Origin of the sequence: Rhizobium sp. MHM7A (assembly GCF_005862215.1) — a bacterium.
GTDB lineage: Bacteria > Pseudomonadota > Alphaproteobacteria > Rhizobiales > Rhizobiaceae > Rhizobium > Rhizobium bangladeshense.
In genome coordinates, this window is the sequence record NZ_VCHT01000033.1 from 1 (window position 1) to 23,287 (window position 23,287).

Genomic DNA, 23,287 nt, shown 5'->3' on the forward strand with positions numbered 1-23,287 from the left:
CCGCTACCGAACCAACAACAGCAACCAAAAACCGCTGGAGCGAACTCAAAACTGGATAAAACTTGGGGGCAAGGTCAGGTTCGTCGGCCGGACCGTATTCGATCGGAACGCCGGCGGCAGACATCGCCTCGAAAGCGGCATCGAGGTCATCGACCTCGATGGAGAGATCGGGCACCGGGGTCCCGGAGCCGCCCTGGCTGGCGACGCTGAGCTGAACCTGCATGGAAGTATCCGCGCCGAACGTCACGATCCAGCCGAGATCCATGATCAGAGCGAGCCCGAGAATATCCTGATAAAAGCGCCGGGCAGCCATGATGTCAGGCGCCTCAATATTGGCGACGACGCGTAGGACTTTCATGTCGCTCTCCTGAATACTCGGTAGCCAGAGCTTAGAGGGGATCGGCGGGGTGATCAATCAGCCCGTCCGTCGCCAGACATGTTGTGCCTCTGACGACCGCCTCTGCACCGCCGACATCATCACGAAAGCGAGACTTGAAGGAGAACTACGCTGCGCGAAACCGCAGACCTTAAGGAAGCTTGCCGCACCCGACTACTCTTCGGCGCACCGGGCTTCGCCTTCAATCTCGCCGGGTGAGCTGTTGGCGGACGGACATAGGGAGCCACGCAGTCCTCCAAACAGAAAAAGGCCGGAAGAGCGCCCGCCCTTCCGGCCCTATATTGATATTCTATTGATATTCGAAGCGCTCAGGCGGCTTCGGTGGTGTGAGCCTTGCGGACTTCTTCGTCCGTCAGGATGCCGCTGGCGCGCAACAGAGCGGCGAAGCGGCCGTTGCTGTGACTGAGCTCATCGAAGCTGCCCTGCTCGACGACACGCCCGTTATCAAGGAAGAGCACCATATCGGCTTCGCGGACCGTCGAGAGGCGGTGGGCGATGATGAAGGTGGTGCGGTTCTGCCGCAGATTGTCGATTGCGGCCTTAACGCGGGCTTCAGTCTCCACATCGAGCGCCGAGGTCGCCTCATCCAGCACGAGGATCGGCGCATCCTTGAGGATGGCGCGGGCAATCGCTATACGCTGACGCTCACCACCAGAGAGCTTGTTGCCGCGTTCGCCGACATGGGTATCGTACCGATCCTGGCGGGTCTCGATGAAGTCGGCAGCGGCGGCGGCTTCCGCCGCACGGCGCATTTCCTCCTCGCTCGCGCCTTCGCGGCCGAGGCGGATATTGTCGCTGATCGAACGGTTCAGCAGGCCCGCATCTTGGAACACGGTAGCGATATGGCGACGCAGTGACTTCCGGGTCACCTTGGTGATGTCGGTTCCGTCGACGAGGATCTGGCCGCCCTGCGGGTCGTAGACGCGCTGCAGCAGGTTGACCAGCGTTGTCTTGCCGGCTCCGGTCGGGCCGACGATGGCAACCGTCTGGCCTGCCTTTACCGAGAAGGAGACATTGTGCAGGCCCTGCGAGCTGTTGCCGAAGCCGAAGGAGACGTCGCGGAATTCGACAGCACCCTTGACGTTCTTGATCTCGCTATTGCCGGCCGGCTCTTCACGGTCGCGCACCGAATCTTCCAGCGTATAGAAATCCTGGAGCTTGGAGCGGGCCTCGAAGATCTGCGTGGCGAATTGACGCATCAGGTCGAGACGGGCGATCAGCAGGTTGGCAAAGCCAATGAAGGCAATGACATCGCCGACGCGCAGCTCGCCGGACTGAACAAGCATCGTGCCGATGATCAGAACCACCATCATCGCGATGGTCGAGGCCATGCGGTTCAGCGCGCTGGCAAGCGCCCACCAGTCGAGCACCGGATACTGCGCTTCGAGCAGCCGGTTGGCAAAGGATTTCAATGCCTTGGTTTCAGCCTCGATGCGGTTGTAGCTATGCAGAACGGAAACGTTGCTGATCGAGTCGCTGACATGCGAGAAGACGGTATGGTAGTGGTTTTCCACCGAAGCCTGACCATCCTTGGTTCGGCTCATGACCACGCGGCCGATCAGCCAATAGGCAATGCCAAGCACTATGAGCACGGCGGAAAGGCGCAAGTCCATCGATATTGCAGTCGGCACCAGCAGGGCCAAAGCAATGACCGTCGACAGGTGGTTGCGCATGAATTCGAGCCATAGGCCGAACAGCGTCTCGCAGGCACGCAGCAACGTATGCAGCGCGTTGGAGGTGCCGCGCTGATGGTGCCAAGCAAGCGGCATGGAAATGATCCGGCCGAAAGCTTCCGTCAGCAGGGTTGCCCGCCGGCCATGAGCAAGCCGGTCGGCCTCGCGGGACACCAGAACGAAGGCGACGGTGTTGAATACGGCGAAGGCGGCCCACATGAAAAGAATGGGTTTAACTTCGCCCTTGCCCGAGATCGCATCGATGATGCGACCGAACAGGATCGGTTCCGCAATGGTGATGGTCGCCAGAACAATGTTGGCGATAACGACCAGGGATACGCGGAGCTTGTAAGCGCCAAGATAGCGCAGAGCTCTTGCATAGACCTTGAATAGCGACACGTCTAACCTCTTGTGCATCTGCGAAAACGGGAATGGTGCGATGCTATAGAAGGCTACCTGAACCGGCGATTAACGGAGTATCCGGGGTTCAATCCGCGGGCAGTTGAGCCTGATCTCCCTACCGCAGCATCGGCAGATTAGAAGCTGTCTCAACAGGATAGGACAGAAGGTCGTTCGCGGGTTCTCCAGATTTTCGGAATCGGGGTCTGGCATCTGAAGGCCGGCAGGATTATATCGACGACAATTTGCGCTTGCATTTTAATCAATGTTTAGCGCAGCATTAAATTAGAGACTGCATTTTTTGAAGAAGACCGTTTCGCGACCAGTCTGAACAGCCGCCAACGGCCTCGATGCGGACATCCGGTCCGGACAAGGGGCGCTTTTGTGAAAATTAATTCATTAATTCAATTGCTTGTAATTTTGGAAGAGTGCCCAAATCCGGACGCCGTCGTCACTGAACTCGAGCAGGTCCTCCACAGTTCGGGTTTTGAATACTATGGTCTGCTACGGCATTTGCAGCAAATTCCGGCGCAGCAGGCCTCGGAACTGCGCGCCGCGCCACTAGCCGGCCGCTGGCCGGAACAATGGCTTCAGATATATGCCGCCAAAAAATATGTCCGGATCGATCCGATGGTGCGCTATCTCGCTCATGCGCAGCGGCCTTTCCGCTGGCGGGAGAGCATGGCAGCTTTCCACGGTGACGCGCATCAGCGGCGCATGGAGCAGATGATGGTCGACGCCTTCGGCCACGGATTGGAGGACGGCTATCTCTTTCCGATTCATGGACGCGGCGGCATTCTGGGCAGCCTCAGCCTCGGCGGCAAGCCGATCGACTTGTCGCCGGTGGAAATCGCGCTGCTCGAAGCCGTGGCTCGCAAGGCCTTCTGGCGATTGCTCGACCTGACAGGCGAGGCTGAGGCGCTGGAAACAGTGCTGCCGACCGAGACGCCCCTGACGCGGCGGGAGATGGAAATCCTGCACTATCTCGCGGAAGGCATGACGTCGATGGAGATCAGCAAGATGCTGAAGATCTCAAACCATACCGTCGACTGGTACATGAACGGTCTGCAGGACAAGCTGAAGGCGAAGAACAGGCAGCAGGCAGTCGCGCTTGCCTTCCGTTACGGTCTGATAAGCTAGGCTTCGCCTTATCATCCCACTGAAAGCGCTGCATACTGTCGATCGACATGCGCTGGCATGGCGAGAAAGTGCATTTCGCAGTCGCAAGAGAAATTGAACTTCCCGTGACAAGAAGTTAAGAATTTTCTTCGCGGGTGCAGCATGCCCGTGTCTGAACGACGGAGGAGACCGTTTTGCCCATATCCAAGATACTCGTTGCCAATCGCTCCGAAATAGCCATTCGTGTCTTCCGCGCGGCCAACGAGCTTGGAATAAAAACAGTCGCGATCTGGGCGGAAGAAGACAAGCTGGCGCTGCACCGTTTCAAGGCGGACGAGAGCTATCAGGTCGGCCGCGGGCCGCATCTTGCCCGCGATCTCGGGCCGATCGAAAGCTATCTGTCGATCGACGAGGTGATCCGTGTCGCCAAGCTTTCGGGTGCGGACGCCATTCATCCGGGCTACGGCCTCTTGTCGGAAAGCCCCGAATTCGTCGACGCCTGCAACAAGGCCGGCATTATCTTCATCGGCCCGAAGGCCGACACGATGCGCCAGCTCGGCAACAAGGTGGCGGCGCGGAACCTGGCGATTTCAGTGGGTGTGCCGGTCGTGCCGGCGACCGAACCGCTGCCGGATGATATGAAGGAAGTCGCCAGAATGGCGGCCGAGATCGGATATCCCGTCATGCTGAAGGCCTCCTGGGGCGGCGGCGGTCGCGGCATGCGCGTCATTCGTTCCGAGGCCGATCTCGCTCGCGAAGTGACCGAGGCCAAACGCGAGGCGATGGCCGCCTTCGGCAAGGACGAGGTCTATCTGGAAAAGCTCGTCGAGCGCGCCCGCCACGTCGAAAGCCAGATCCTGGGCGATACCCACGGCAATGTCGTGCACCTCTTTGAGCGCGACTGCTCCATCCAGCGCCGCAATCAGAAGGTCGTCGAGCGGGCGCCCGCACCTTATCTCTCTGAGGCGCAACGCCAGGAACTTGCCGGTTATTCGCTGAAGATCGCTGAAGCGACCAACTATATCGGTGCCGGCACTGTCGAATATTTGATGGATGCCGATACCGGCAAATTCTACTTTATCGAAGTCAACCCGCGCATCCAGGTCGAGCATACGGTGACCGAAGTCGTCACCGGCATCGATATCGTCAAGGCGCAGATCCATATTCTCGACGGCTTTGCGATCGGCACGCCGGAATCCGGCGTGCCCGCTCAGTCCAACATTCGCCTCAACGGCCATGCGCTGCAGTGCCGCATCACCACCGAAGATCCGGAGCACAACTTCATCCCGGATTACGGCCGCATCACCGCCTATCGCTCGGCCTCCGGCTTCGGCATTCGTCTCGACGGCGGCACTTCCTATTCCGGCGCGATCATCACCCGGTACTATGATCCGCTGCTCGTCAAGGTGACGGCCTGGGCGCCGAATCCGTTGGAAGCGATTTCCCGCATGGACCGGGCGCTGCGCGAATTCCGCATCCGCGGCGTGGCCACAAACCTGACCTTCCTCGAAGCGATCATCGGCCACCCGAAGTTCCGCGACAACAGCTACACGACCCGCTTCATCGATACGACGCCGGAGCTCTTCCAACAGGTCAAACGCCAGGACCGCGCGACAAAGCTGCTCACTTATCTCGCCGACGTAACCGTCAACGGTCATCCCGAAGCCAAGGACCGGCCGAAGCCGCTTGATAACGCCGCCAAGCCAGTGGTCCCCTATGCCAACGGCAATTCGGTGAAGGACGGCACGAAGCAGCTTCTCGACAAGCTCGGCCCGAAGAAATTCGGCGAGTGGATGCGAGACGAGAAGCGGGTGCTTCTGACCGACACGACAATGCGCGACGGCCACCAGTCGCTACTCGCCACCCGCATGCGCACCTATGACATCGCCCGCATCGCCGGCACCTATGCGCATGCGCTGCCCAACCTGCTCTCACTCGAATGCTGGGGCGGCGCCACCTTCGATGTCTCGATGCGCTTCCTCACCGAAGATCCGTGGGAGCGCCTGGCGCTGATCCGCGAGGGGGCGCCGAACCTGCTGCTGCAGATGCTGCTGCGCGGCGCCAATGGTGTGGGCTACACCAATTATCCCGACAACGTCGTCAAATATTTCGTCCGCCAAGCGGCCAAGGGCGGCATCGATCTCTTCCGTGTCTTCGACTGCCTGAACTGGGTCGAGAACATGCGGGTGTCGATGGATGCCATCGCCGAGGAGAACAAGCTCTGCGAGGCAGCGATCTGCTACACCGGCGATATCCTGAACTCGGCCCGGCCGAAGTATGACCTCAAATATTATACCGACCTTGCCGTAGAGCTCGAAAAGGCCGGGGCTCACATCATCGCGCTCAAGGACATGGCGGGTCTCCTGAAGCCGGCGGCGGCGAAGGTTCTGTTCAAGGCGCTGCGCGAGGCAACGGGCTTGCCGATCCACTTCCACACGCATGACACGTCGGGCATTGCGGCGGCGACGGTTCTTGCCGCGGTCGATGCCGGTGTCGATGCCGTGGACGCGGCGATGGATGCGCTCTCCGGCAATACCTCGCAGCCCTGTCTCGGCTCGATCGTCGAGGCGCTCTCCGGCTCCGAGCGCGATCCAGGCCTCGATCCGGAATGGATCCGCCGCATCTCATTCTATTGGGAAGCGGTGCGCAATCAGTATGCCGCCTTCGAAAGTGATCTCAAAGGCCCGGCATCGGAAGTCTATCTGCATGAAATGCCGGGCGGCCAGTTCACCAATCTCAAGGAACAGGCGCGTTCGCTGGGGCTGGAAACCCGCTGGCACCAGGTGGCGCAAGCCTATGCCGACGCCAATCAGATGTTCGGCGATATCGTCAAGGTGACGCCATCTTCGAAGGTGGTCGGCGACATGGCGCTGATGATGGTGAGCCAGGATCTGACGGTCGCCGATGTCGTCAGCCCCGAGCGCGAAGTCTCCTTCCCGGAATCGGTGGTCTCAATGCTGAAGGGCGATCTCGGCCAGCCGCCGTCGGGTTGGCCTGAAGCGCTGCAGAAGAAGGCGCTGAAAGGCGACAAGCCCTATACGGTGCGTCCGGGCTCTTTGCTCAAGGAGGCCGACCTCGATGCGGAGCGAAAGGTCATCGAGACGAAGCTGGAGCGCGAGGTCAGCGACTTCGAATTCGCCTCCTATCTGATGTATCCGAAGGTCTTCACCGATTTTGCGCTCGCCTCGGATACCTACGGCCCGGTCTCCGTTCTGCCGACACCCGCCTATTTCTACGGGCTGGCGGACGGCGAGGAGCTGTTCGCCGATATCGAGAAGGGCAAAACCCTCGTCATCGTCAACCAGGCGATGAGCGCCACCGACAGCCAGGGCATGGTCACTGTCTTCTTCGAGCTTAACGGCCAGCCGCGCCGCATCAAGGTGCCGGACCGAGCCCATGGCGCGACGGGTGCGGCCGTGCGCCGCAAGGCCGAGGTCGGCAACGCAGCCCATGTCGGTGCGCCGATGCCCGGCGTCATCAGCCGCGTCTTCGCCTCGCCCGGCCAGGCCGTCAGCGCCGGTGACGTGCTGGTCTCCATCGAGGCGATGAAGATGGAAACCGCGATCCATGCGGAAAAGGACGGCACCATTGCCGAAGTGCTGGTCAAAGCCGGCGACCAGATCGATGCGAAGGACCTGCTGGTGGTTTACGGCGGATGAGCGAACGGAAGGAAAGGTTCGGTCCGCCCATTCTTGCTAGGTCGGGCTGATCACCCGATTGTGTAGAAATAGCCTGTTAACAGGCCGACTTTTTCGAAAAGCTTGCGGCCTCCTCGCCTTGCCCGGCGGGGAGGCTTTTTCGTAGACTTGCGTGCCTGCCCCCCAAGATCAATCAGGAAACGATTTCATGAGCAAATTGAAGATCGCCGTCATTGTCGGCAGCACTCGTATTGGCCGTTTCGCCGCACATCCGGCAAAATGGATTGCCGAACTCGTCGGCCAACGCTCCGATCTCGAAGTCGAGGTTCTCGATCTTCTCGACTATCCCATGCATTTCTTTGGCGAAGAGCGCGCCACCACGGCGGAAAGCGACACCGCCGAGCGCTGGAAGAAGAAGCTGCGCGAATTTGACGGCTACATATTCACCGTCGCCGAGTACAATCATGCGCCGACGGCGGTTCTGAAGAACGCGATCGATCTCGGCGAGTTCATCCACAAGCCGGTCGCCTTCGTCGGCTACGGCGGCGTCGGCGGTGCGCGCGCCGTCGAGCAGCTTCGCCTGATCTTCGTGGAAATGGGCGCAGCCTCGGTGAAAACGGGCGTGCACATCGCTTTCAGCGAATATCTAAGCGTGCTCAAGGAAGGCAAGAGCCTTGGCGACTACCCGCACCTCAACGAGGCGGCCAAGAACCAGCTTGATCAGCTCATCTGGTGGGGCAATGCGTTGAAGGCAGCGCGCACGGTCGTCACCTCGGCCTGAGGGTTGCCGCCTGTAAGCAACGCGTCTCACGTGAATCACGATTCACGTGAGACAATTAGGGCAATTCCAGCAAAAGTGTGCAGCGGTTTTGGGTTCGGAATTGCGTGAAAACATAGAGATAGAGCAATTCCGTGATCCGAAGAAAAGCGGAATTGCTCTAGATATCATAAGTATGGGCGGCGTTGATCGTCGAGATGAAGCGCTTGGTACGCTCGCGCTCGGGGGCGCTGAAAATAGCTTTCGCGCTGCCCGTTTCCACCACGCTCCCGGCTTCCAGGAAGACGACGTCGTTGGCGATTTTCGAGGCGAGCCGGAGATCATGGGTGGCCATGACCATCGTCGTGCCTTCACGGGCAAGCTGACCCAGCACATCGACCACTTCCGCCGAGAGTTCAGGATCGAGCGCCGAGGTCGGCTCGTCACAGAGAAGCACCCGCGGCGACGGCGCGAGCGCCCGTGCGATTGCGACACGCTGCTGCTGACCACCCGATAGCGTCGAAGGCCAGGCATCGGCCTTGTGCGCCATGCCGACCTTGGTCAGCAGTTCCATGGCGCGCTCGCGCGCTTTCTCCTTCGGCCATTTAAGCACCGTGACCAGACCTTCCATGACGTTCTCGATCGCGGTCTGATGCGGAAAGAGCTGGAAATTCTGGAAGACCATGCCGGTCTGACGGCGGATCTTTTGAATCGCCTGCCATCCAACGCGTTTGCCGGGCGCAAAGGAAAGCTCTTCCTCGCCGAGACGGATCGCGCCTGATGTCGGGATTTCGAGCAGGTTGATGCAGCGCAAGAGCGTGCTCTTGCCACCACCGGACGGCCCGACGAGCGCGGTGACGCTGCCTTCGGGAATGCGGATGCTGATGTCCTTCAGAATGACGGCGTCGCCGAAGCGCTTTTCGATGTTGGAAAGCTCGATCATGCGTTTGCCTCCAGCATGCCGCCATAGCGCGCGAAGCGGCGTTCCAGCCGCACCTGCAGCTGGGATAGGACGGAGCTCAGGACGAGGTAGATCAGCGCCGCCTCGATATAGAGGATCAGCGGCTCGTAGGTGGTGGCGACGATGCGTTGTGCCGCCTGGAAGAGCTCAGGCACGGTGATGGCAGCAGCAAGCGAGGTATCCTTGACCAGCGAGATGAAGGTGTTCGACAGAGGCGGCACGGCGACTCGGCCGGCCTGCGGCAGGATCGTCCGACCCATCGCCTGGCGCCAGCTCATTCCAATCGAATAGGCTGCTTCCCACTGGCCCTTCGGCACGGAGGAGATGACCGCGCGGATGATCTCGGAACTATAGGCGCCGATATTCAAGGTAAAGCCGATCAGCGCGGCAGGAAAGGCGTCGAGCAGGATGCCGATGCTCGGAAGGCCGTAAAAGATCACGAAAAGCTGGACGAGCAGCGGCGTGCCGCGGATGACCCAGACATAGAAGCGGGCGATCGCCGCGACGGGTGTCGGGCCGAAAAGGCGGGCAATCGCCGTGATCAGACCGAGGATCAGACCGAAGGCGAAGGAGAGCAGCGTCAGCGGGATGGTGAAGATCAATCCCGCCCAGAGGAGCGAGGGAAGCGATTCCGCCATCAGTTGGAGCCAGTGCGGCAAGGGACATTCCCTCTCATGGATCGGGTGGTGATATCTCGGAATACCCCTGCCCAACCCCTCCCCACAAGGGGGAGGGACTTAATCCGGCCCCCGCGCTGCACGAAATAGTGACCGAGCTGGAAGTCAGGACGTTTATTTTGAGATGAGGCGGTACCCCGCCAAACCCCTCCCCGTTGCGGGAGGGGACTTTTTGCAGGAGAGCTTACTTGGAAACGTCCTGGCCGAAATACTTGTCGGCAATCTTCTTGTAGGTGCCGTCAGCCTTGATGTCGGCGAGCGCCTTGTTGATCGCCTCTAGCAGCTCGGGCTCGTTTTTGCGGATGATGATGCCGGAATAATCGGCATTTTCCTGCTCCGCGGCGATCTTCACCGGCGCGTCCGGCTTGTGCTTCTTGAAATCGAGGAAGGAGAGGCTGTCGTTGATCGTCGCATCGGCGCGCTTTGTCAGCACGAGCTGGATCGACTGGTCGAAACCGTCGGTGCCGACGAGCTCGGCGCCGGATTCAGTTGCGATCTTGCCGAAGTTGCTGGTCAGCGACTGGGCGGCCTTCTTGCCCTTGAGGTCAGCGAAGGTCTTGATGCTGTCGTCGCCTTCGCGGACGATCAGGACTGCCTTGGAGGCGATATAGGGTTCGGAGAAATCGTATTTCTGCTTGCGGGCTTCGGTGATGCCGACCTGGTTGATGACCGTGTCATAGCGCTTGGCATCGAGACCGGCGATCAGGCCGTCCCACTTTCCTTCGATGAATTCGGCCTTGACGCCGAGCTTGGCGGCGATCGCTTCGCCGATCTCGACGTCGAAACCGACAAGCTTGCCGTTCTCGTCGTGATAGGTAAAGGGCGCATAGGTGCCTTCGGTGCCGATCTTGAAGACGCCGGCCGATTTGATGGCTGCAAGGTTTTCGCCGGCATTGGCGGGCAGGAGGGCTGCGGCCTGAATAAGGGCAGCGGCGGCGACGGTTTTCAACCAGTTCATTGTGCTATCCATTCTTGGAAGGTTGTGATCGGATGCGGCATACTTGGCAGAAAACTAGGGCGCCTGAAGCGTAGAAAACTGCGAATAAAAGCAGCAACTGCAAATATTTTTCTCAAGCGTTCGTCCCAAGCAACGAATTCCATGAAATTGGCGCCACCGCGATCGCGCCGCTGTTGCTCGGCGACCGATCGAGGGCAGCCGGTGCACTTTGACGTTGCAGCTTTGTTTCACTTCGTCAGAAAATGTGTGAACGTGCATGTTGCCTGCATGATCATAAGTGTTTATGCACGATTGTCTGATTTCAGCCAATGATCCGGTAGGAACATGCAGGATTTTCTGTTACGGGAGCGTCAAAGCGTCATTTCTGAGCGGCTGCGGCTGAATGGCCGCGTGCTGGCGGCGGAACTCGCGATGGAATTTGGGGTCTCCGAGGATACGGTGCGGCGCGACCTGCGCGAGATGGCGGCGGCGGGCCTGTGCGAAAGGGTCTATGGCGGCGCGTTGCCTGTTTCCCCAGCCCATGGAAGCCTGACGCAGCGCATGGCTTTTGCCGCCGACCGCAAGCAGGCATTGGCGCGGGCTGCGGCAAAGCAGATCACTCCTGGTTCATGCGTTTTTTTCGATGCCGGCAGTACCAATCTGGCGATCGCCAATGCCTTGCCGGCCGAACTCGAACTGACGGCCGCAACCAATGCCCCGGCGATCGCAGCAGCGCTCATCGACAAGCCTGCCGTCAACGTCATCCTGATCGGCGGCATGGTGGACCGGCAGACAGGTGGCGCGCTCGGCGCCAAGGCCTTGCGGGATATGGAGCAGATTTCGCCCGATCTCTGCATTCTCGGCGCCTGCGGCATCGATCTCGAGGCCGGCATTACGACCTTCGGCTTCGAGGATGCGGAGTTCAAACGGTTTGCGACATCGAGAAGCAAAAAGGTTATGGCGGCGGTAACCTCGGAGAAATTCAGCACGGCTGCACCCCACAGCGTCCTGCCGGTTGCGCATTGCGAATGCCTGGTCGTCGAGCACGATGCCGATCCCGCCATCCTTGCGGGTTACCGCGAGCGCGGTTGCCGGACAGTCATCTCCGAAAGAACGAACTGAGCCGCCGTCACAGAGTTTAGAAAAAGCGGGCGCTGCCAAGCCCCACAACGAGGAAAGACCGAAAATGGACAGTCATGTGAACGCGCCGCCGGGGGTCCGCAGCGGTTTCATTACCAGAAGCAGGGCGGCTGTTTCCCTACTCTTTCTCATGAACGGCTTTGTCGTCGGCTGCTGGGCGCCCAAGATTCCGGATTTTGCCGAACGTCTCGCGCTGACGAAGTTTGAACTCGGGCTGATGATCCTGATCTTCGGCGTCGGTTCCCTGGTTATGATGCCGATTGCCGGCGCACAGATCGCCAAGCATGGCTCGCGCATCGTCGTTCGGGCGACGGCGGTTTGCGTGCTGCCGCTGCTCCTGGCACTGACGTTGGCGCCGAACGTGATCACCGGGGCCATCGCGCTGTTCCTGTTCGGTGGCTTTATCGGCGCGATGGATGTGGCGATGAATGCCAATGCAGTGTCTGTCGAAAAATCCATGCGCCGCGCCATCATGTCGTCCTGCCATGCCTTCTGGAGCCTTGGCGGCCTGATCGGCTCGGGTCTCGGCGGCATCGTAATCGCCAAGCTCGGTATTCTCGGCCATGCCCAACTCGCGACCCTCCTGGCGGCGATCTTCCTTGCTCTGGCCTGGCCGATGACCCTTGCTGATCCGCCGCATCCCGATGCCAAGAAGGAAAAGACAAAGCTGCCGATGGTGCCGCTTCCGTGGCTGCTGGGCTTGATGGCCCTGTTCTCTATGGTGCCGGAAGGCGCGGTTCTCGATTGGGGCGCGCTCTTTCTCCGGCAGGAAATGGATGCGTCGGTCGCGCTTTCCGGTCTCGGTTTCGCAGCCTTCTCGGCGACCATGGCGATCATGCGCTTTGCCGGCGATCTCGTGCGCGACCGCCTCGGCGGCGTCAAGACACTGCGCATTTGCACACTCTTTGCCATTGCCGGCATGCTGCTGGCGAGCCTCGCGCCGGACGCGGAGATCGCCATCCTGGGCTTTGCCCTTTGCGGCATCGGCATCTCAAACATGGTGCCAATCGCTTTCTCGGCGGCGGGCAATATCCCCGGCCTCAAGCCCGGTATCGGCATCTCGGTTGTCACGACCATGGGCTATTCCGGCATGCTGGTCGCGCCGTCGGTGATCGGCTTCGTTGCCGAACATATCGGCTTCGCCGTCGTCTTCATGGCGCTGCCGGTGCTGCTGCTGTTCGTTCTCGCATTCTCCAAGCTGGCCCATTATGCCGATGGTGTCTCAGGAGGCGGCCACTAAGCCGTCTCCAAGCAAAAGTGATATAGAGGGCGGTTGACAAGGAAGCGGTCATGATCCACCTGAAAGGCACTATTTTTAGGGATGCAAGAACTCTGCATGTTGTCAGCCGCCGATTTTGACCCGAAACCGCGCCGCGCTTCCGTTGCCGTCGACGTCGGTGGCGTTATCGTCGGCGGCGGTGCGCCGATCGTCGTGCAATCGATGACGAATACCGACACGGCCGATGTCGATTCGACCGTCGCGCAGGTCGCAGCCCTTCACCGGGCAGGTTCTGAGCTGGTGCGTATCACTGTCGACCGCGACGAGAGTGCGGCCGCCGTGCCGAAGATCCGCGAGCGGCTGCTGCGGCTCGGCATGGACGTGCCGCTGATCGGCGACTTCCACTATATCGGCCATAAGCTGCTTGCCGATCATCCCGCCTGCGCCGAGGCGCTGGCGAAATACCGGATCAATCCCGGCAATGTCGGCTTCAAGGACAAGAAGGACAAGCAGTTCGCCGAGATCATCGAGATGGCGATCCGCTACGACAAGCCGGTGCGCATCGGCGTCAACTGGGGCTCACTCGACCAGGATCTCTTGACGGCGCTGATGGACCAGAATGCGGAAGCCGGTTCGCCGCTTTCGGCCCGGCAGGTGACGCGCGAGGCGATCGTGCAGTCGGCGCTGCTTTCGGCCACCCTCGCCGAGGAAATCGGCCTGCCACGCAACCGCATTATCTTGTCGGCCAAGGTCAGCCAGGTGCAGGACCTGATCGCCGTCAATTCCATGCTTGCCGAACGTTCCAACCACGCGCTGCATCTTGGGCTGACCGAAGCCGGCATGGGCACCAAGGGCATCGTCGCCTCGTCGGCAGCAATGGGCTTCGTGCTTCAGCACGGCATCGGCGACACCATCCGCGTCTCGCTGACGCCGGAGCCGAACGGCGACCGCACCCGCGAAGTGCAGGTGGCGCAGGAAATCCTGCAGGTCATGGGCTTCCGCCAGTTCGTGCCGGTGGTTGCCGCCTGTCCCGGCTGCGGGCGCACGACCTCGACTGTCTTCCAGGAACTCGCTCAGAACATCCAGAACGACATCCGCAAGAACATGCCGGTTTGGCGCGAGAAATATCCCGGGGTCGAGGCCCTGAACGTCGCCGTCATGGGGTGTATCGTCAATGGGCCGGGCGAAAGCAAACATGCCGATATCGGCATTTCGCTTCCCGGCACCGGCGAGACGCCGGCCGCACCCGTTTTCATCGACGGTAAGAAGGCACTGACACTGCGCGGCCCGAATATCGCCGCCGATTTCGAGGCGCTTGTCGTCGATTATATCGAGAAGCGCTTCGGCCGGCGGACGGCGGCGGAATGAAGATCCGCGAGTTTAGATGAGCCGGTACTGGTCGCCCATCGTCAGCAGGCTTCGGCCCTATGTCGCTGGGGAGCAGCCCCGTATCCCTGGCCTGGTCAAGCTCAACACCAACGAGAATCCTTACGGCCCGTCCCCGAAAGCACTCGACGCGATCAGGAAAGTGGCGGACGATCGCCTTCGGCTTTATCCCGATCCCGCCGCCACCCAGTTGCGCGAAGCGATCGCCGCCCGTTTCGGTCTGACGGCGGAAGAAGTGTTCGTCGGTAACGGCTCCGACGAGGTGCTTGCCTATGCGTTCCAGGCCTTGCTGAACCACGATCTGCCGCTTCTCTACCCCGACGTCAGCTACAGCTTCTATCCGACCTATAGCCTGCTATATGGCATCGGAGCGATCGAAATACCGGTCGATAACAAGTTCCGGATCCGGCTTTCGGATTACGACAGGCCGTGCGGCGCGATCATCATTCCCAATCCCAACGCGCCGACAGGTATCGGCCTGCCGCTGGCCGGGATCGAGGCGCTTCTTGCCGCTCATCCCGACGCAGTTGTCGTGATAGACGAGGCCTATGTCGATTTCGGCGGCGAAAGCGCCGTGCCGCTCATTTCCCGCTATCCTAACCTGCTGGTCATCCAGACCCTGTCCAAATCCCGTTCGTTCGCAGGTCTGCGCGTCGGCTTCGCGTTGGGGCACCGGGACCTGATCGAGGCGCTGGTGCGCGTCAAGGACAGCTTCAATTCCTATCCGCTCGATCGCCTGGCGCAAGTCGCCGCGACGGCAGCGATCAAGGACGAGGCTTGGCTCGAGACAAGCCGGCGAAAAATCATCGCCAGCCGGGAAAGCCTCGTCCGCGAGCTTGAGTCACTCGATTTCGAGGTGCTGCCGTCCCAGGCGAATTTCGTTTTCGCAAGACACGAAAGCCGGTCGGGCGCATCACTTCAACTGGCGCTGCGGGAGCGCCGCGTGCTCGTCCGGCATTTCGCCAAGCCGCGCATTTCGGAATTCCTGCGCATCAGCATCGGCACGGACGAGGAATGCGCGCTGCTGGTTTCGACTATACGGGAGATCCTGGCGGTCTGACCGGCTCAGCTTTTCCGCTGGGCTATGAATTGCGCCGCATCCGTCAGGATCGAGGCGCGGGCACCGTATGGGGCAAGCAGATCCTCGGCATCGCGCACGTGCTGGCGAAGCTCGGCCTCGGCCCATTCAATGCCGTGGAGCGCCACGAGCGTACCCTTGCCGCGGGCTGCATCCTTGCCGGTGGCCTTGCCCATGGTCTCCGCATCCGAAGTCAGGTCGAGGATATCGTCGGCGAGTTGGAAAGCGAGGCCGATCTTTTCGCCAAAGGCGCGCAGGCGGCGGCGATCTTCGGGCGGGCTTGCCGCGATGAGGGCGCCAGCTTCGCAGGCAAAGCGGATCAGCGCGCCTGTTTTCATCGCCTGCAGACGGATGATTTCGGCTTCGTCGGGGGTTCGCTTTTCTGCGGCAAGATCGAGCGCCTGACCGCCGGCCATGCCGCCGAGACCGGCTGCTCGGGCGAGGGCAAGCACCAGCGCCGCTTTGCTCATATCGGGAAGAGCCGTTTCCGGCGCGGCAACGATATCAAAGGCGTAGGTCAGCAGGCTGTCGCCGGCGAGGATTGCGGTGGCTTCATCGAACTTGATGTGCACCGTCGGTTTGCCGCGGCGCAGGTCGTCATTGTCCATGGCCGGCAGGTCGTCGTGCACGAGGGAATAGCAGTGAACGCATTCGAGTGCTGCGCCGACGCGAAGTGCCGCCTGCGCATCACCGCCGAGAAGGGCCGCACTTTCGATGACAAGGAATGGGCGCAGCCGCTTGCCGCCGTTCAGCACGGCATAGTGCATGGCGCTGCGTAGGGTATCGGGCCTGGCGATTTCGTCGGAAAGAGGGCTCGGTGAAAGCAATGTATCGAGCAGCGCCTCGATTTCACGGGCGTTGTTCCTAAGCCTTTTCTCGAAAGTGTCCCGGTTCGCGTCCATGGGCGCTGTTTGCCATGGGGCACCGGGGCTTGCAACGGAATTGTCGATGACTGCCGCAAGATTCCCCCTGTGCTCTGGCATAAGCGCCTCACAGGCGTTATGAGAACGAGAAGGAGCGAAATGGGCTGGGGACTTTGGATATAGCGCCGGAGAGAGAGGATATCGCCGACATGCCGGCCCGTCGGCGACGGTTCGAAAATCGGCCTGTGCTGAAGCGCATCGTTCTTGCCCTGCTGGCCGTGCTGATCCTTCCCTACGTGCTGATCTTCCTTTACCTGCTGCCCTTCATCCACCCTGTGTCGACCCTGATGCTGCGCGATCTCGTGCTGCTGCGCGGCTATGACCGCAGATGGGTGTCGCTGGACGAGATCTCTCCGGTCCTGGTGCAGTCGGTGATGATGTCCGAAGACGGTCAATATTGCTTCCATGGCGGCGTTGACTGGGCGGAGATGCGTATGCTGGTCGAAGATACGCTGAAAGGCCAGGCGACGCGCGGCGGCAGTACGATTCCGATGCAGACAGCCAAGAATCTCTTCCTCTGGAACAGCCGCTCTTTCGTGCGCAAGGCGCTGGAGCTTCCGCTCGCCGTCACCACGGATTTCGTCCTGTCGAAGCGGCGGTTGATGGAAATCTATCTCAATATCGCCGAATGGGGTCCGGGCGTTTACGGCATTGAGGCGGCCGCCCATCATCATTTCAAGGTGCCGGCCTCGAAGCTGACGCGACGCCAGGCATCGCTGCTTGCCGTTTCGCTGCCGAACCCGATCGACCGCAACGCGGGCAAACCCGGGCGGGGCCTTCGCCGCCTGGCCGGCGTCATCGAGAGGCGTGCGCAGGGTTCGGGCGATTACATCAAGTGCATCTATGAATAAGATCAGAACTTGTCGTTAGTAACCGTGAGCGTCATCTGACATTCTTGGTTCTGCCATATGGGCGAATGCAGTCCAATCAGAGCCCCGAGTCGCCCATGACCGTCCCGACCTTTTCGCCCGAGCTTCTGCTTTACTCGAAGACGCACAACTCGAACCCGCCCTCCCATCTCGGCAGCCGCTATCGCAAGATCGGCGGCTTCCTGCCTGAAGCCGGCAACACCATCGTCTGCCACCCCGAGAAGGGTTCGAGGACGCAGTCGGTGCTGATAGAGGCGCGTGAGAAATATCTGGCTATGCCGGAGGCGGCGCAGTTCCTCTTCACGCCCATCTCCAGCCTTCACATGACGCTTTTCGACGGCGTTATCGAGACTATGCGCCGGCAGGAACGCTGGCCGGTCGATCTCCCTCTCGAGACGCCGATCGGCGATATGACTGCGCTGCTCGCGGCTCGGCTCGAAGGTTTCTCGATGGCCGAGCCTTTCAAGGTCGCCGTCGTCAGAGCTCGCCCGTCGGGCCTGCTCGTCGACGGGGCGACGGAGAAGGATCGCAGGACCATGCGCGCCTGGCGCGACGCGTTTGCCGATCTTCTGGGATATCGTCAACCGAACCACGCGGACTACAAGTTCCACATCACCTTCGCCTATCCGGTCGACTGGTTGGAGGACGAAGCCCTGCCGCGCTGGCAGGCGATGCTCGACGACGTGGTCGAGGACATCAGCCGAAAGGTCCCGGTATTCGAGCTGACGCCGCCGGCATTCTGCGTATACGAGGACATGAACCATTTCCACGAACTGCTGATCTTCGATTTCGACGCCTGACCGGGAGAGGCCCATGGATAGACCGACGCTCTATATAGCCAATAAGAATTATTCCTCCTGGTCATTTCGGCCATGGATGGCGCTTACGGGCGCGGGTGTGGATTTCAAGGAGGTCCTGATCCCTTTCGACTATCCCGGCGGTAATCCGCAGATCAAGGCCATCTCTCCGACTGGGCGCGTGCCGCTCCTGCAGCATGGTGGATTGAAGGTCTGGGAATCGCTGGCGATCATCGAATACGCCGCCGAGCTTTATCCGGATTCCGGTCTGCTGCCGGAAGATCGCGCCGGGCGGGCGGTTGCCCGGTCTGTTTCGATGGAAATGCTTTCCAGCTTCCGCTCCCTGCGCAGCGCCTGCCCGATGAATATCCGAAGGCCGAAGGGGAAGATCGCGCTGCCTGATGGCGTCGAGGCAGACATCAGCCGCATCGAGGCGATCTGGCGTGATCTTCTGCAGGAATCCGGCGGTCCGTTTCTCTTCGGGCGCTTCTGCGGCGCGGATGCGATGTTTGCGCCTGTGGTCAACCGGTTCGACGTCTATGATCTCGTCAACCGGAAGGATACACTCGCCTATATGGAGACTATGAAGGCGCACCCGGCCTGGCGGAAATGGGAAGAAGCGGCTCGCGCCGAGCCCTGGATCGTAGCGGAAGACGAGGTCTGAGCCTCGAATCGGTCGCTTCGCAAAAAATACGCATGGGGACTGGTCAAGACCGCCCCTTGCATGTATAAGCGCGCAAAATTTCCGAAATCGCGACATGTCCGTTTCGGCCGCCAGTCTGGCCGTGGGAATGTTTTGCCCGCAAGTGGAGTAAGAAAAATGGCTGTACCGAAGAGAAAAACGAGCCCGTCCAAGCGCGGCATGCGCCGTTCGGCAGACGCGCTGAAGGCTCCGACCTACGTCGAAGACAAGAATTCCGGCGAACTGCGTCGCCCGCACCACATCGACCTGAAGACCGGCATGTATCGCGGTCGTCAGGTTCTGACGCCGAAGGAAAGCGCGTAATCTGCGATCCGCCCGATCGCAAGTTTCAAGGCCGGCTTCATGCCGGCCTTTTGCATTTCGGCAAGATAATATTTGCAACGACTTGCGGTGAGGCGACAGTTTGCGGCAGTATTCTTCCTGCGCAAGGAGATTGCCGATGATAGCCGCAATGCCCCTGATGATTATTCCATTTATTCTTTACAATCTGGCGATGCTAGGCCTGATGGGCGATGGCGGCGTCGCGGCATTGCAGCAAGACATCATCGTGCTGTCGATGCTCTCGGGCGCCACCTGGAGGATGGCGCTCGGCGATCTCTTCATTGTCATCGCTCTGGTCGTGTTGTTCTTTGAAATCCTGAAGGCAACACGGACCGGCTCCGGCAACCTCGTGAATCATATATTGTCGATGCTGATCTTCATCGCCTTCCTCGTCGAGTTTCTGCTCGTCCAGGGCGCTGCGACGCAGGTGTTCTTCATCTTGATGACGATCGCTCTGGTCGATGTGATCGGCGGTTTCGCCGTTTCGATCCGAAGCGCCGGGCGGGATGTTTCAATTGGGCTATAGATTGTCGAGTTTGTTCTGGAGAGCGCGGAGCTGTTCCTTCAGCTCGTCGATATCCTTAGCCTCGGCCTTGCGGCTTTCCTTCGCCGCGGGCGGCTTCATGAATGGCGAGAACATCTGCATCGCCTGCTGAAACAGCTCGGTGTTGCGGCGAACCTGGTCCTCGACCATCTGCATCGGCAATTGCAGGTTCTTGCCGAGCGGCGTCTCGCCAAAGGCGCGGTTCACCTGCTCGCGCATCTGGGCCTGCTGTTCGCTAAAGGCGCGCATCGAATGTTCGAGAAAGCTCGGCACGACCATCTGCATCTGATCGCCGTAATAGGTGATGAGCTGGCGCAGGAAGGAGATCGGCAGCAGCGTGTTGCCGGTTTTGGATTCCTGCTCGAAGATGATCTGCGTCAGCACCGAATGGGTGATGTCATCCCCGCTTTTTGCGTCCTGGACGGTGAAGTCTTCACCCTTCTTCACCATTTCCGCCAGATCTTCCAGCGTCACGTAGGTGCTGGTGCCTGTATTGTACAGGCGGCGATTGGCGTATTTCTTGATGACTATCTGACCCTCATTCTTCGCCATATCAGTCTCCTGAACCCCCGTCTGATTTGGATATTCCTCCACTTCAGACTGTAAACGCAAAAGAAGGCTGGTGACAATCTTTTTGTGCGTTGCGGCAAACCTTTAGCAGATCAGACGAATCGGCCTTGACGGCTGCCGCCGAAAAATGGCGGCGGCCGGTCTTCGCGTTTGACTTGTGCTCAAAGCTTTGCCAGTTTCCCCTTATGTAAGTGGGACGAAAAACGAGGAGCCTCCCCATGAGCAATTCATCCGTCGTCATCGCCAGTGCAGGTCGGACAGCCGTCGGCTCGTTCAACGGCGCTTTTGCAACGGTCCCTGCACATGAACTCGGCGCGGCCGTCATCAAGGGCGCGCTCGCGCGCGCCGGCGTCGACGCCGGCGAGGTTGATGAGGTGATCCTCGGCCAGGTGCTGGCCGCGGGCGAAGGCCAGAACCCGGCCCGCCAGGCGGCGATCAAGGCCGGCCTTCCTAAGGAAACGACGGCCTGGGGCGTCAATCAGCTCTGCGGCTCCGGGCTTCGCGCAGTCGCGCTTGGCATGCAGCAGATTGCCACCGGCGATGCCAACATCATCGTTGCCGGCGGTCAGGAATCCATGTCGATGGCGCCGCATGCCGCGCATCTGCGCGGCGGCGTCAAGATGGGCGACATGAAGATGGTCGACACGATGATCAAAGACGGCCTGACCGATGCCTTCCACGGCTACCACATGGGCATCACCGCCGAGAACATCGCGCGGCAGTGGCAACTGTCGCGCGACGACCAGGATCAGTTCGCCGTCGCGTCGCAGAACAAGGCGGAGGCGGCGCAGAAGGCTGGCCGTTTTGCCGACGAGATCATTCCCTACATTATCCAGACGCGTAAAGGCGAAGTGACCGTCGATGCCGACGAATATATCCGCCACGGCGCGACCATTGAGGCGATGGCGAAGCTCCGTCCCGCCTTCGACAAGGAAGGCACGGTCACCGCCGCCAACGCCTCCGGCCTCAATGACGGCGCTGCCGCGGCCGTGCTGATGAGCGAGGCGGAAGCGGCCCGGCGCGGCATTCAGCCGCTTGCCCGCATCGTCTCCTGGGCAACGGCGGGCGTCGATCCGTCGATCATGGGCACCGGCCCGATTCCGGCGTCTCGCAAGGCGCTCGAAAAGGCCGGCTGGTCCGTGAACGATCTCGATCTCGTCGAGGCCAACGAGGCCTTTGCGGCGCAGGCTTGCGCTGTCAGCAAGGATCTCGGTTGGGATCCCTCGATCGTCAACGTCAATGGCGGCGCGATCGCGATCGGCCATCCGATCGGCGCCTCCGGTGCGCGCATTCTCAACACGCTGCTATTCGAGATGAAGCGCCGGGGCGCGAGGAAGGGCCTTGCCACGCTGTGCATTGGCGGCGGCATGGGCGTCGCCATGTGCTTTGAGGCACTTTGAATAGCACCTGATCCATCATTGATTGAAATGCTGCCACGAGCGGCCGAAAACAGAGAGGGGGAGCGGAACATGAGCAGAGTGGCTCTGGTCACTGGAGGTACACGCGGCATCGGCGCGGCGATATCCATGGCGCTGAAAAATGCCGGCTACAGGGTAGCGGCCACTTATGCCGGCAATGAGGAGAAGGCCCGAGCCTTCCATGACGTCACCGGCGTTGCGGTATTCAAATGGGATGTTTCGGACTACGCTGCCTGCGGTGAGGGGATCATCAGGGTCGAGCGCGAGATCGGACCGGTGGAAATCCTGATCAACAATGCCGGCATCACCCGCGACGCGATGTTCCACAAAATGACGCCTCAGCAGTGGCACGAGGTGATCAACACCAACCTGACCGGCCTGTTCAACATGACGCACCAGGTCTGGAGCGGCATGCGCGACCGCAACTTCGGCCGCATCGTCAATATCTCGTCGATCAACGGCCAGAAGGGCCAGATGGGTCAGGCGAACTATTCGGCGGCCAAGGCGGGCGATCTGGGCTTTACCAAGGCGCTTGCCCAGGAAGGGGCGGCGAAAAACATCACCGTCAATGCCATCTGCCCAGGTTATATCGGAACGGAGATGGTGCTTGCCGTGCCGGAGAAAGTGCTGAACGAGCGCATCATTCCTCAGATCCCCGTAGGTCGTCTCGGCGAACCGGAAGAGATTGCGCGTTGCGTTACCTTCCTCGTCTCCGACGATGCCGGCTTCATCACCGGTTCGACGCTGACGGCAAATGGCGGGCAATTCTTCGTTTAGAGCGCGTCGCAACTTTCAAGGCGATCATTAGTCCGACCAAACAAAAGCGCCTCCGGTCGGAGGCGCTTTTGCAATCTGCCGTAGCGGTGACCGCACCCATGCTCTTCAGACAGTCAGAAACGCCGATCGCGGTTTTGATTGAGCCTTGTCCGAATCGTGGCCGGCACTTTCTGTAGTGAGCGATCTTTGCCGGCGAGGGTTGACATCGCCATCGTCAGGAAGACCGAAGCGATGAAAACGGGGACGGCGAAATTCAGGATAATCTGGGCCATGGAAGCATTCCTTTCAGATGGCCGGGCAGTTTGACTGCCTTGCGCTTGTCAAGGAATATGGCCCCGTCTGACGGGTGCCGGTAGGTTCCGCTTTCGCGACCGACTGTCAACGCCGTGTTGACGCGCGTCAGCGACAAAGAAAAACGGGCGCCAGTGCGCCCGTTGGGAGTCCGATATGATGCTGCCGGTTAGCGGCAACGGGCCTCGTAGCGGCGGCCGTAACGGTCGCGATAGATGCAGTAGCCGCGGCGTTCAACCGACTGGCCAATCAGGGCACCGGTCAGACCGCCGGCAACTGCGCCGACCGCGGCACCACCCCAGCTGTTGGTGACCGCACCGCCGATGACCGCACCGGTCCCGGCGCCGATCGCTGTGCCCTGCTCGGTCGCCGTGCAGGATGCGAGAGCGCCCACGAGCGCGCCAACAAGAACAATCTTCTTCATCATGTCGTAACTCCCCAGGTTGTTGGGCTTTAGATGCGGCCCATTAGTACAAGGATAATGATAATGACGAGAACTAGCCCCAAACCGCCAGAAGGTCCATAGCCCCAGCCACGGCTATAACCCCAATTCGGCAGGGCTCCGATCAAGAGCAGAATGAGGATTACGAGAAGTATCGTGCCAAGCATGGTGTTTTTCCTTCATTTTCATCCGCAATCTGGATGGACAAGAAACACGCATTGGCGATTTTTGTTCCCGGTTAGGCGCTGAAT

The 23,287-nt window shown here is 60.4% G+C and carries 24 protein-coding genes; 14 read left to right on the forward strand and 10 right to left on the reverse strand.

The genetic code is table 11. The features are described 5' to 3' along the window. Together FFR93_RS39250 and FFR93_RS39255 are read right to left on the reverse strand one after the other, a co-directional pair. On the reverse strand, nucleotides 1-358 hold a 358-nt coding region (locus tag FFR93_RS39250), incomplete at its 3' end, for a VOC family protein (protein ID WP_138397096.1). 347 nt (nucleotides 359-705) lie between these two features. After that, nucleotides 706-2,469, reverse strand: a complete 1,764-nt coding sequence (locus tag FFR93_RS39255; RefSeq protein ID WP_138397097.1) for a glucan ABC transporter ATP-binding protein/ permease — start codon at nucleotides 2,467-2,469, stop codon at nucleotides 706-708. 384 nt (nucleotides 2,470-2,853) lie between these two features. On the opposite strand from FFR93_RS39255, the gene FFR93_RS39260 reads away from it, so the two are divergent. From FFR93_RS39260 to FFR93_RS39270, 3 genes are all read left to right on the forward strand, one after another. After that, nucleotides 2,854-3,609, forward strand: coding sequence for a LuxR family transcriptional regulator (locus FFR93_RS39260; RefSeq protein ID WP_138397098.1), 756 nt, complete (start codon nucleotides 2,854-2,856; stop codon nucleotides 3,607-3,609). Nucleotides 3,610-3,782: 173 nt separating this feature from the next. Beyond that, on the forward strand, nucleotides 3,783-7,247 hold the full coding sequence (gene pyc, locus FFR93_RS39265; protein ID WP_138397099.1) for a pyruvate carboxylase: 3,465 nt from the start codon (nucleotides 3,783-3,785) through the stop codon (nucleotides 7,245-7,247). A 187-nt stretch (nucleotides 7,248-7,434) separates the two neighbouring features. Next, nucleotides 7,435-8,007 (forward strand): NAD(P)H-dependent oxidoreductase, encoded by a 573-nt coding sequence (locus FFR93_RS39270; protein ID WP_064708060.1) that lies wholly within the window; start codon nucleotides 7,435-7,437, stop codon nucleotides 8,005-8,007. A gap of 157 nt (nucleotides 8,008-8,164) precedes the next feature. On the opposite strand, the gene FFR93_RS39275 is transcribed toward FFR93_RS39270, so the two are convergent. The 3 genes from FFR93_RS39275 to FFR93_RS39285 all read right to left on the reverse strand — a co-directional run bounded on the left by FFR93_RS39275 (nucleotide 8,165) and on the right by FFR93_RS39285 (nucleotide 10,579). After that, the gene (locus FFR93_RS39275) at nucleotides 8,165-8,926 is read right to left on the reverse strand and encodes an amino acid ABC transporter ATP-binding protein (RefSeq protein WP_064708061.1); all 762 of its coding nucleotides are present in this window, start codon (nucleotides 8,924-8,926) and stop codon (nucleotides 8,165-8,167) included. Continuing rightward, a complete protein-coding gene (locus FFR93_RS39280) occupies nucleotides 8,923-9,603 on the reverse strand; it encodes an amino acid ABC transporter permease (RefSeq protein WP_064708062.1) in 681 nt (226 codons plus the stop codon). Before FFR93_RS39280 ends, FFR93_RS39275 begins: the two co-directional genes overlap by 4 nt. A gap of 202 nt (nucleotides 9,604-9,805) precedes the next feature. Next, entirely contained in the window at nucleotides 9,806-10,579 is a 774-nt protein-coding gene (locus tag FFR93_RS39285) for an amino acid ABC transporter substrate-binding protein (protein ID WP_138397100.1), read from the reverse strand. Nucleotides 10,580-10,903: 324 nt separating this feature from the next. On the opposite strand from FFR93_RS39285, the gene FFR93_RS39290 reads away from it, so the two are divergent. The 4 genes from FFR93_RS39290 (at nucleotide 10,904) to hisC (ending at nucleotide 15,363) form a co-directional block, all read left to right on the forward strand. After that, nucleotides 10,904-11,680 (forward strand): DeoR/GlpR family DNA-binding transcription regulator, encoded by a 777-nt coding sequence (locus FFR93_RS39290; protein WP_138397101.1) that lies wholly within the window; start codon nucleotides 10,904-10,906, stop codon nucleotides 11,678-11,680. A 64-nt stretch (nucleotides 11,681-11,744) separates the two neighbouring features. Beyond that, on the forward strand, nucleotides 11,745-12,938 hold the full coding sequence (locus FFR93_RS39295; protein WP_138397102.1) for an MFS transporter: 1,194 nt from the start codon (nucleotides 11,745-11,747) through the stop codon (nucleotides 12,936-12,938). Nucleotides 12,939-13,034: 96 nt separating this feature from the next. Beyond that, nucleotides 13,035-14,285, forward strand: coding sequence for a flavodoxin-dependent (E)-4-hydroxy-3-methylbut-2-enyl-diphosphate synthase (gene ispG / locus FFR93_RS39300; protein ID WP_138397103.1), 1,251 nt, complete (start codon nucleotides 13,035-13,037; stop codon nucleotides 14,283-14,285). 16 nt (nucleotides 14,286-14,301) lie between these two features. Next, nucleotides 14,302-15,363 (forward strand): histidinol-phosphate transaminase, encoded by a 1,062-nt coding sequence (gene hisC / locus FFR93_RS39305; RefSeq protein WP_138397104.1) that lies wholly within the window; start codon nucleotides 14,302-14,304, stop codon nucleotides 15,361-15,363. A 5-nt stretch (nucleotides 15,364-15,368) separates the two neighbouring features. Here hisC and FFR93_RS39310 read toward each other — a convergent pair whose 3' ends face one another. After that, the gene (locus FFR93_RS39310) at nucleotides 15,369-16,283 is read right to left on the reverse strand and encodes a polyprenyl synthetase family protein (RefSeq protein WP_064708068.1); all 915 of its coding nucleotides are present in this window, start codon (nucleotides 16,281-16,283) and stop codon (nucleotides 15,369-15,371) included. Between the two features lie 134 nt (nucleotides 16,284-16,417). Between FFR93_RS39310 and mtgA the strand changes: the two genes are divergently transcribed. The 5 genes from mtgA to FFR93_RS39335 all read left to right on the forward strand — a co-directional run bounded on the left by mtgA (nucleotide 16,418) and on the right by FFR93_RS39335 (nucleotide 19,520). Next, nucleotides 16,418-17,155 carry a monofunctional biosynthetic peptidoglycan transglycosylase gene (gene mtgA, locus FFR93_RS39315; protein ID WP_171049346.1) on the forward strand — a complete coding sequence of 246 codons (738 nt, stop codon included), beginning with the start codon at nucleotides 16,418-16,420 and terminating at the stop codon, nucleotides 17,153-17,155. Nucleotides 17,156-17,250: 95 nt separating this feature from the next. Further along, a complete protein-coding gene (locus FFR93_RS39320) occupies nucleotides 17,251-17,973 on the forward strand; it encodes a DUF1868 domain-containing protein (RefSeq protein ID WP_064708069.1) in 723 nt (240 codons plus the stop codon). A gap of 13 nt (nucleotides 17,974-17,986) precedes the next feature. Next, nucleotides 17,987-18,634, forward strand: a complete 648-nt coding sequence (locus FFR93_RS39325) for a glutathione S-transferase family protein (RefSeq protein WP_138397106.1) — start codon at nucleotides 17,987-17,989, stop codon at nucleotides 18,632-18,634. 156 nt (nucleotides 18,635-18,790) lie between these two features. Next, nucleotides 18,791-18,976, forward strand: a complete 186-nt coding sequence (gene rpmF / locus FFR93_RS39330) for a 50S ribosomal protein L32 (RefSeq protein ID WP_003543812.1) — start codon at nucleotides 18,791-18,793, stop codon at nucleotides 18,974-18,976. Between the two features lie 136 nt (nucleotides 18,977-19,112). Further along, on the forward strand, nucleotides 19,113-19,520 hold the full coding sequence (locus FFR93_RS39335; protein WP_064708071.1) for a hypothetical protein: 408 nt from the start codon (nucleotides 19,113-19,115) through the stop codon (nucleotides 19,518-19,520). Here the strand turns inward: FFR93_RS39335 and phaR are convergent. Continuing rightward, on the reverse strand, nucleotides 19,515-20,090 hold the full coding sequence (phaR, locus tag FFR93_RS39340) for a polyhydroxyalkanoate synthesis repressor PhaR (RefSeq protein WP_064708072.1): 576 nt from the start codon (nucleotides 20,088-20,090) through the stop codon (nucleotides 19,515-19,517). The genes FFR93_RS39335 and phaR overlap by 6 nt on opposite strands. Before the next feature lie 236 nt (nucleotides 20,091-20,326). On the opposite strand from phaR, the gene FFR93_RS39345 reads away from it, so the two are divergent. Next, nucleotides 20,327-21,508, forward strand: coding sequence for an acetyl-CoA C-acetyltransferase (locus FFR93_RS39345; RefSeq protein WP_138397107.1), 1,182 nt, complete (start codon nucleotides 20,327-20,329; stop codon nucleotides 21,506-21,508). Nucleotides 21,509-21,577: 69 nt separating this feature from the next. Beyond that, a complete protein-coding gene (locus FFR93_RS39350; RefSeq protein WP_064708074.1) occupies nucleotides 21,578-22,303 on the forward strand; it encodes a beta-ketoacyl-ACP reductase in 726 nt (241 codons plus the stop codon). A gap of 113 nt (nucleotides 22,304-22,416) precedes the next feature. Here the strand turns inward: FFR93_RS39350 and FFR93_RS41230 are convergent, their stop codons facing one another. The 3 genes from FFR93_RS41230 to FFR93_RS39360 all read right to left on the reverse strand — a co-directional run bounded on the left by FFR93_RS41230 (nucleotide 22,417) and on the right by FFR93_RS39360 (nucleotide 23,203). Next, the gene (locus FFR93_RS41230; RefSeq protein WP_167358965.1) at nucleotides 22,417-22,575 is read right to left on the reverse strand and encodes a hypothetical protein; all 159 of its coding nucleotides are present in this window, start codon (nucleotides 22,573-22,575) and stop codon (nucleotides 22,417-22,419) included. 188 nt (nucleotides 22,576-22,763) lie between these two features. Beyond that, a complete protein-coding gene (locus FFR93_RS39355; RefSeq protein ID WP_064708075.1) occupies nucleotides 22,764-23,021 on the reverse strand; it encodes a YMGG-like glycine zipper-containing protein in 258 nt (85 codons plus the stop codon). 26 nt (nucleotides 23,022-23,047) lie between these two features. Continuing rightward, nucleotides 23,048-23,203 carry a DUF3309 family protein gene (locus FFR93_RS39360; RefSeq protein WP_003543790.1) on the reverse strand — a complete coding sequence of 52 codons (156 nt, stop codon included), beginning with the start codon at nucleotides 23,201-23,203 and terminating at the stop codon, nucleotides 23,048-23,050. Nucleotides 23,204-23,287: the final 84 nt, after the last annotated feature.

What these genes read in the sequence shown, in the direction of transcription:
- FFR93_RS39270 (WP_064708060.1), top strand. Translation starts at nt 7,435, where the DNA reads ATGAGCAAATTGAAGATCGCCGTCATTGTCGGCAGCACTCGTATTGGC.
- FFR93_RS39275 (WP_064708061.1), bottom strand. Translation starts at nt 8,926, where the DNA reads ATGATCGAGCTTTCCAACATCGAAAAGCGCTTCGGCGACGCCGTCATT.
- FFR93_RS39285 (WP_138397100.1), bottom strand. Translation starts at nt 10,579, where the DNA reads ATGAACTGGTTGAAAACCGTCGCCGCCGCTGCCCTTATTCAGGCCGCA.
- FFR93_RS39290 (WP_138397101.1), top strand. Translation starts at nt 10,904, where the DNA reads ATGCAGGATTTTCTGTTACGGGAGCGTCAAAGCGTCATTTCTGAGCGG.
- FFR93_RS39295 (WP_138397102.1), top strand. Translation starts at nt 11,745, where the DNA reads ATGGACAGTCATGTGAACGCGCCGCCGGGGGTCCGCAGCGGTTTCATT.
- ispG (WP_138397103.1), top strand. Translation starts at nt 13,035, where the DNA reads ATGTTGTCAGCCGCCGATTTTGACCCGAAACCGCGCCGCGCTTCCGTT.
- hisC (WP_138397104.1), top strand. Translation starts at nt 14,302, where the DNA reads ATGAGCCGGTACTGGTCGCCCATCGTCAGCAGGCTTCGGCCCTATGTC.
- FFR93_RS39310 (WP_064708068.1), bottom strand. Translation starts at nt 16,283, where the DNA reads ATGGACGCGAACCGGGACACTTTCGAGAAAAGGCTTAGGAACAACGCC.
- FFR93_RS39320 (WP_064708069.1), top strand. Translation starts at nt 17,251, where the DNA reads ATGACCGTCCCGACCTTTTCGCCCGAGCTTCTGCTTTACTCGAAGACG.
- FFR93_RS39325 (WP_138397106.1), top strand. Translation starts at nt 17,987, where the DNA reads ATGGATAGACCGACGCTCTATATAGCCAATAAGAATTATTCCTCCTGG.
- rpmF (WP_003543812.1), top strand. Translation starts at nt 18,791, where the DNA reads ATGGCTGTACCGAAGAGAAAAACGAGCCCGTCCAAGCGCGGCATGCGC.
- FFR93_RS39335 (WP_064708071.1), top strand. Translation starts at nt 19,113, where the DNA reads ATGATAGCCGCAATGCCCCTGATGATTATTCCATTTATTCTTTACAAT.
- phaR (WP_064708072.1), bottom strand. Translation starts at nt 20,090, where the DNA reads ATGGCGAAGAATGAGGGTCAGATAGTCATCAAGAAATACGCCAATCGC.
- FFR93_RS39345 (WP_138397107.1), top strand. Translation starts at nt 20,327, where the DNA reads ATGAGCAATTCATCCGTCGTCATCGCCAGTGCAGGTCGGACAGCCGTC.
- FFR93_RS39350 (WP_064708074.1), top strand. Translation starts at nt 21,578, where the DNA reads ATGAGCAGAGTGGCTCTGGTCACTGGAGGTACACGCGGCATCGGCGCG.
- FFR93_RS41230 (WP_167358965.1), bottom strand. Translation starts at nt 22,575, where the DNA reads ATGGCCCAGATTATCCTGAATTTCGCCGTCCCCGTTTTCATCGCTTCG.
- FFR93_RS39355 (WP_064708075.1), bottom strand. Translation starts at nt 23,021, where the DNA reads ATGATGAAGAAGATTGTTCTTGTTGGCGCGCTCGTGGGCGCTCTCGCA.
- FFR93_RS39360 (WP_003543790.1), bottom strand. Translation starts at nt 23,203, where the DNA reads ATGCTTGGCACGATACTTCTCGTAATCCTCATTCTGCTCTTGATCGGA.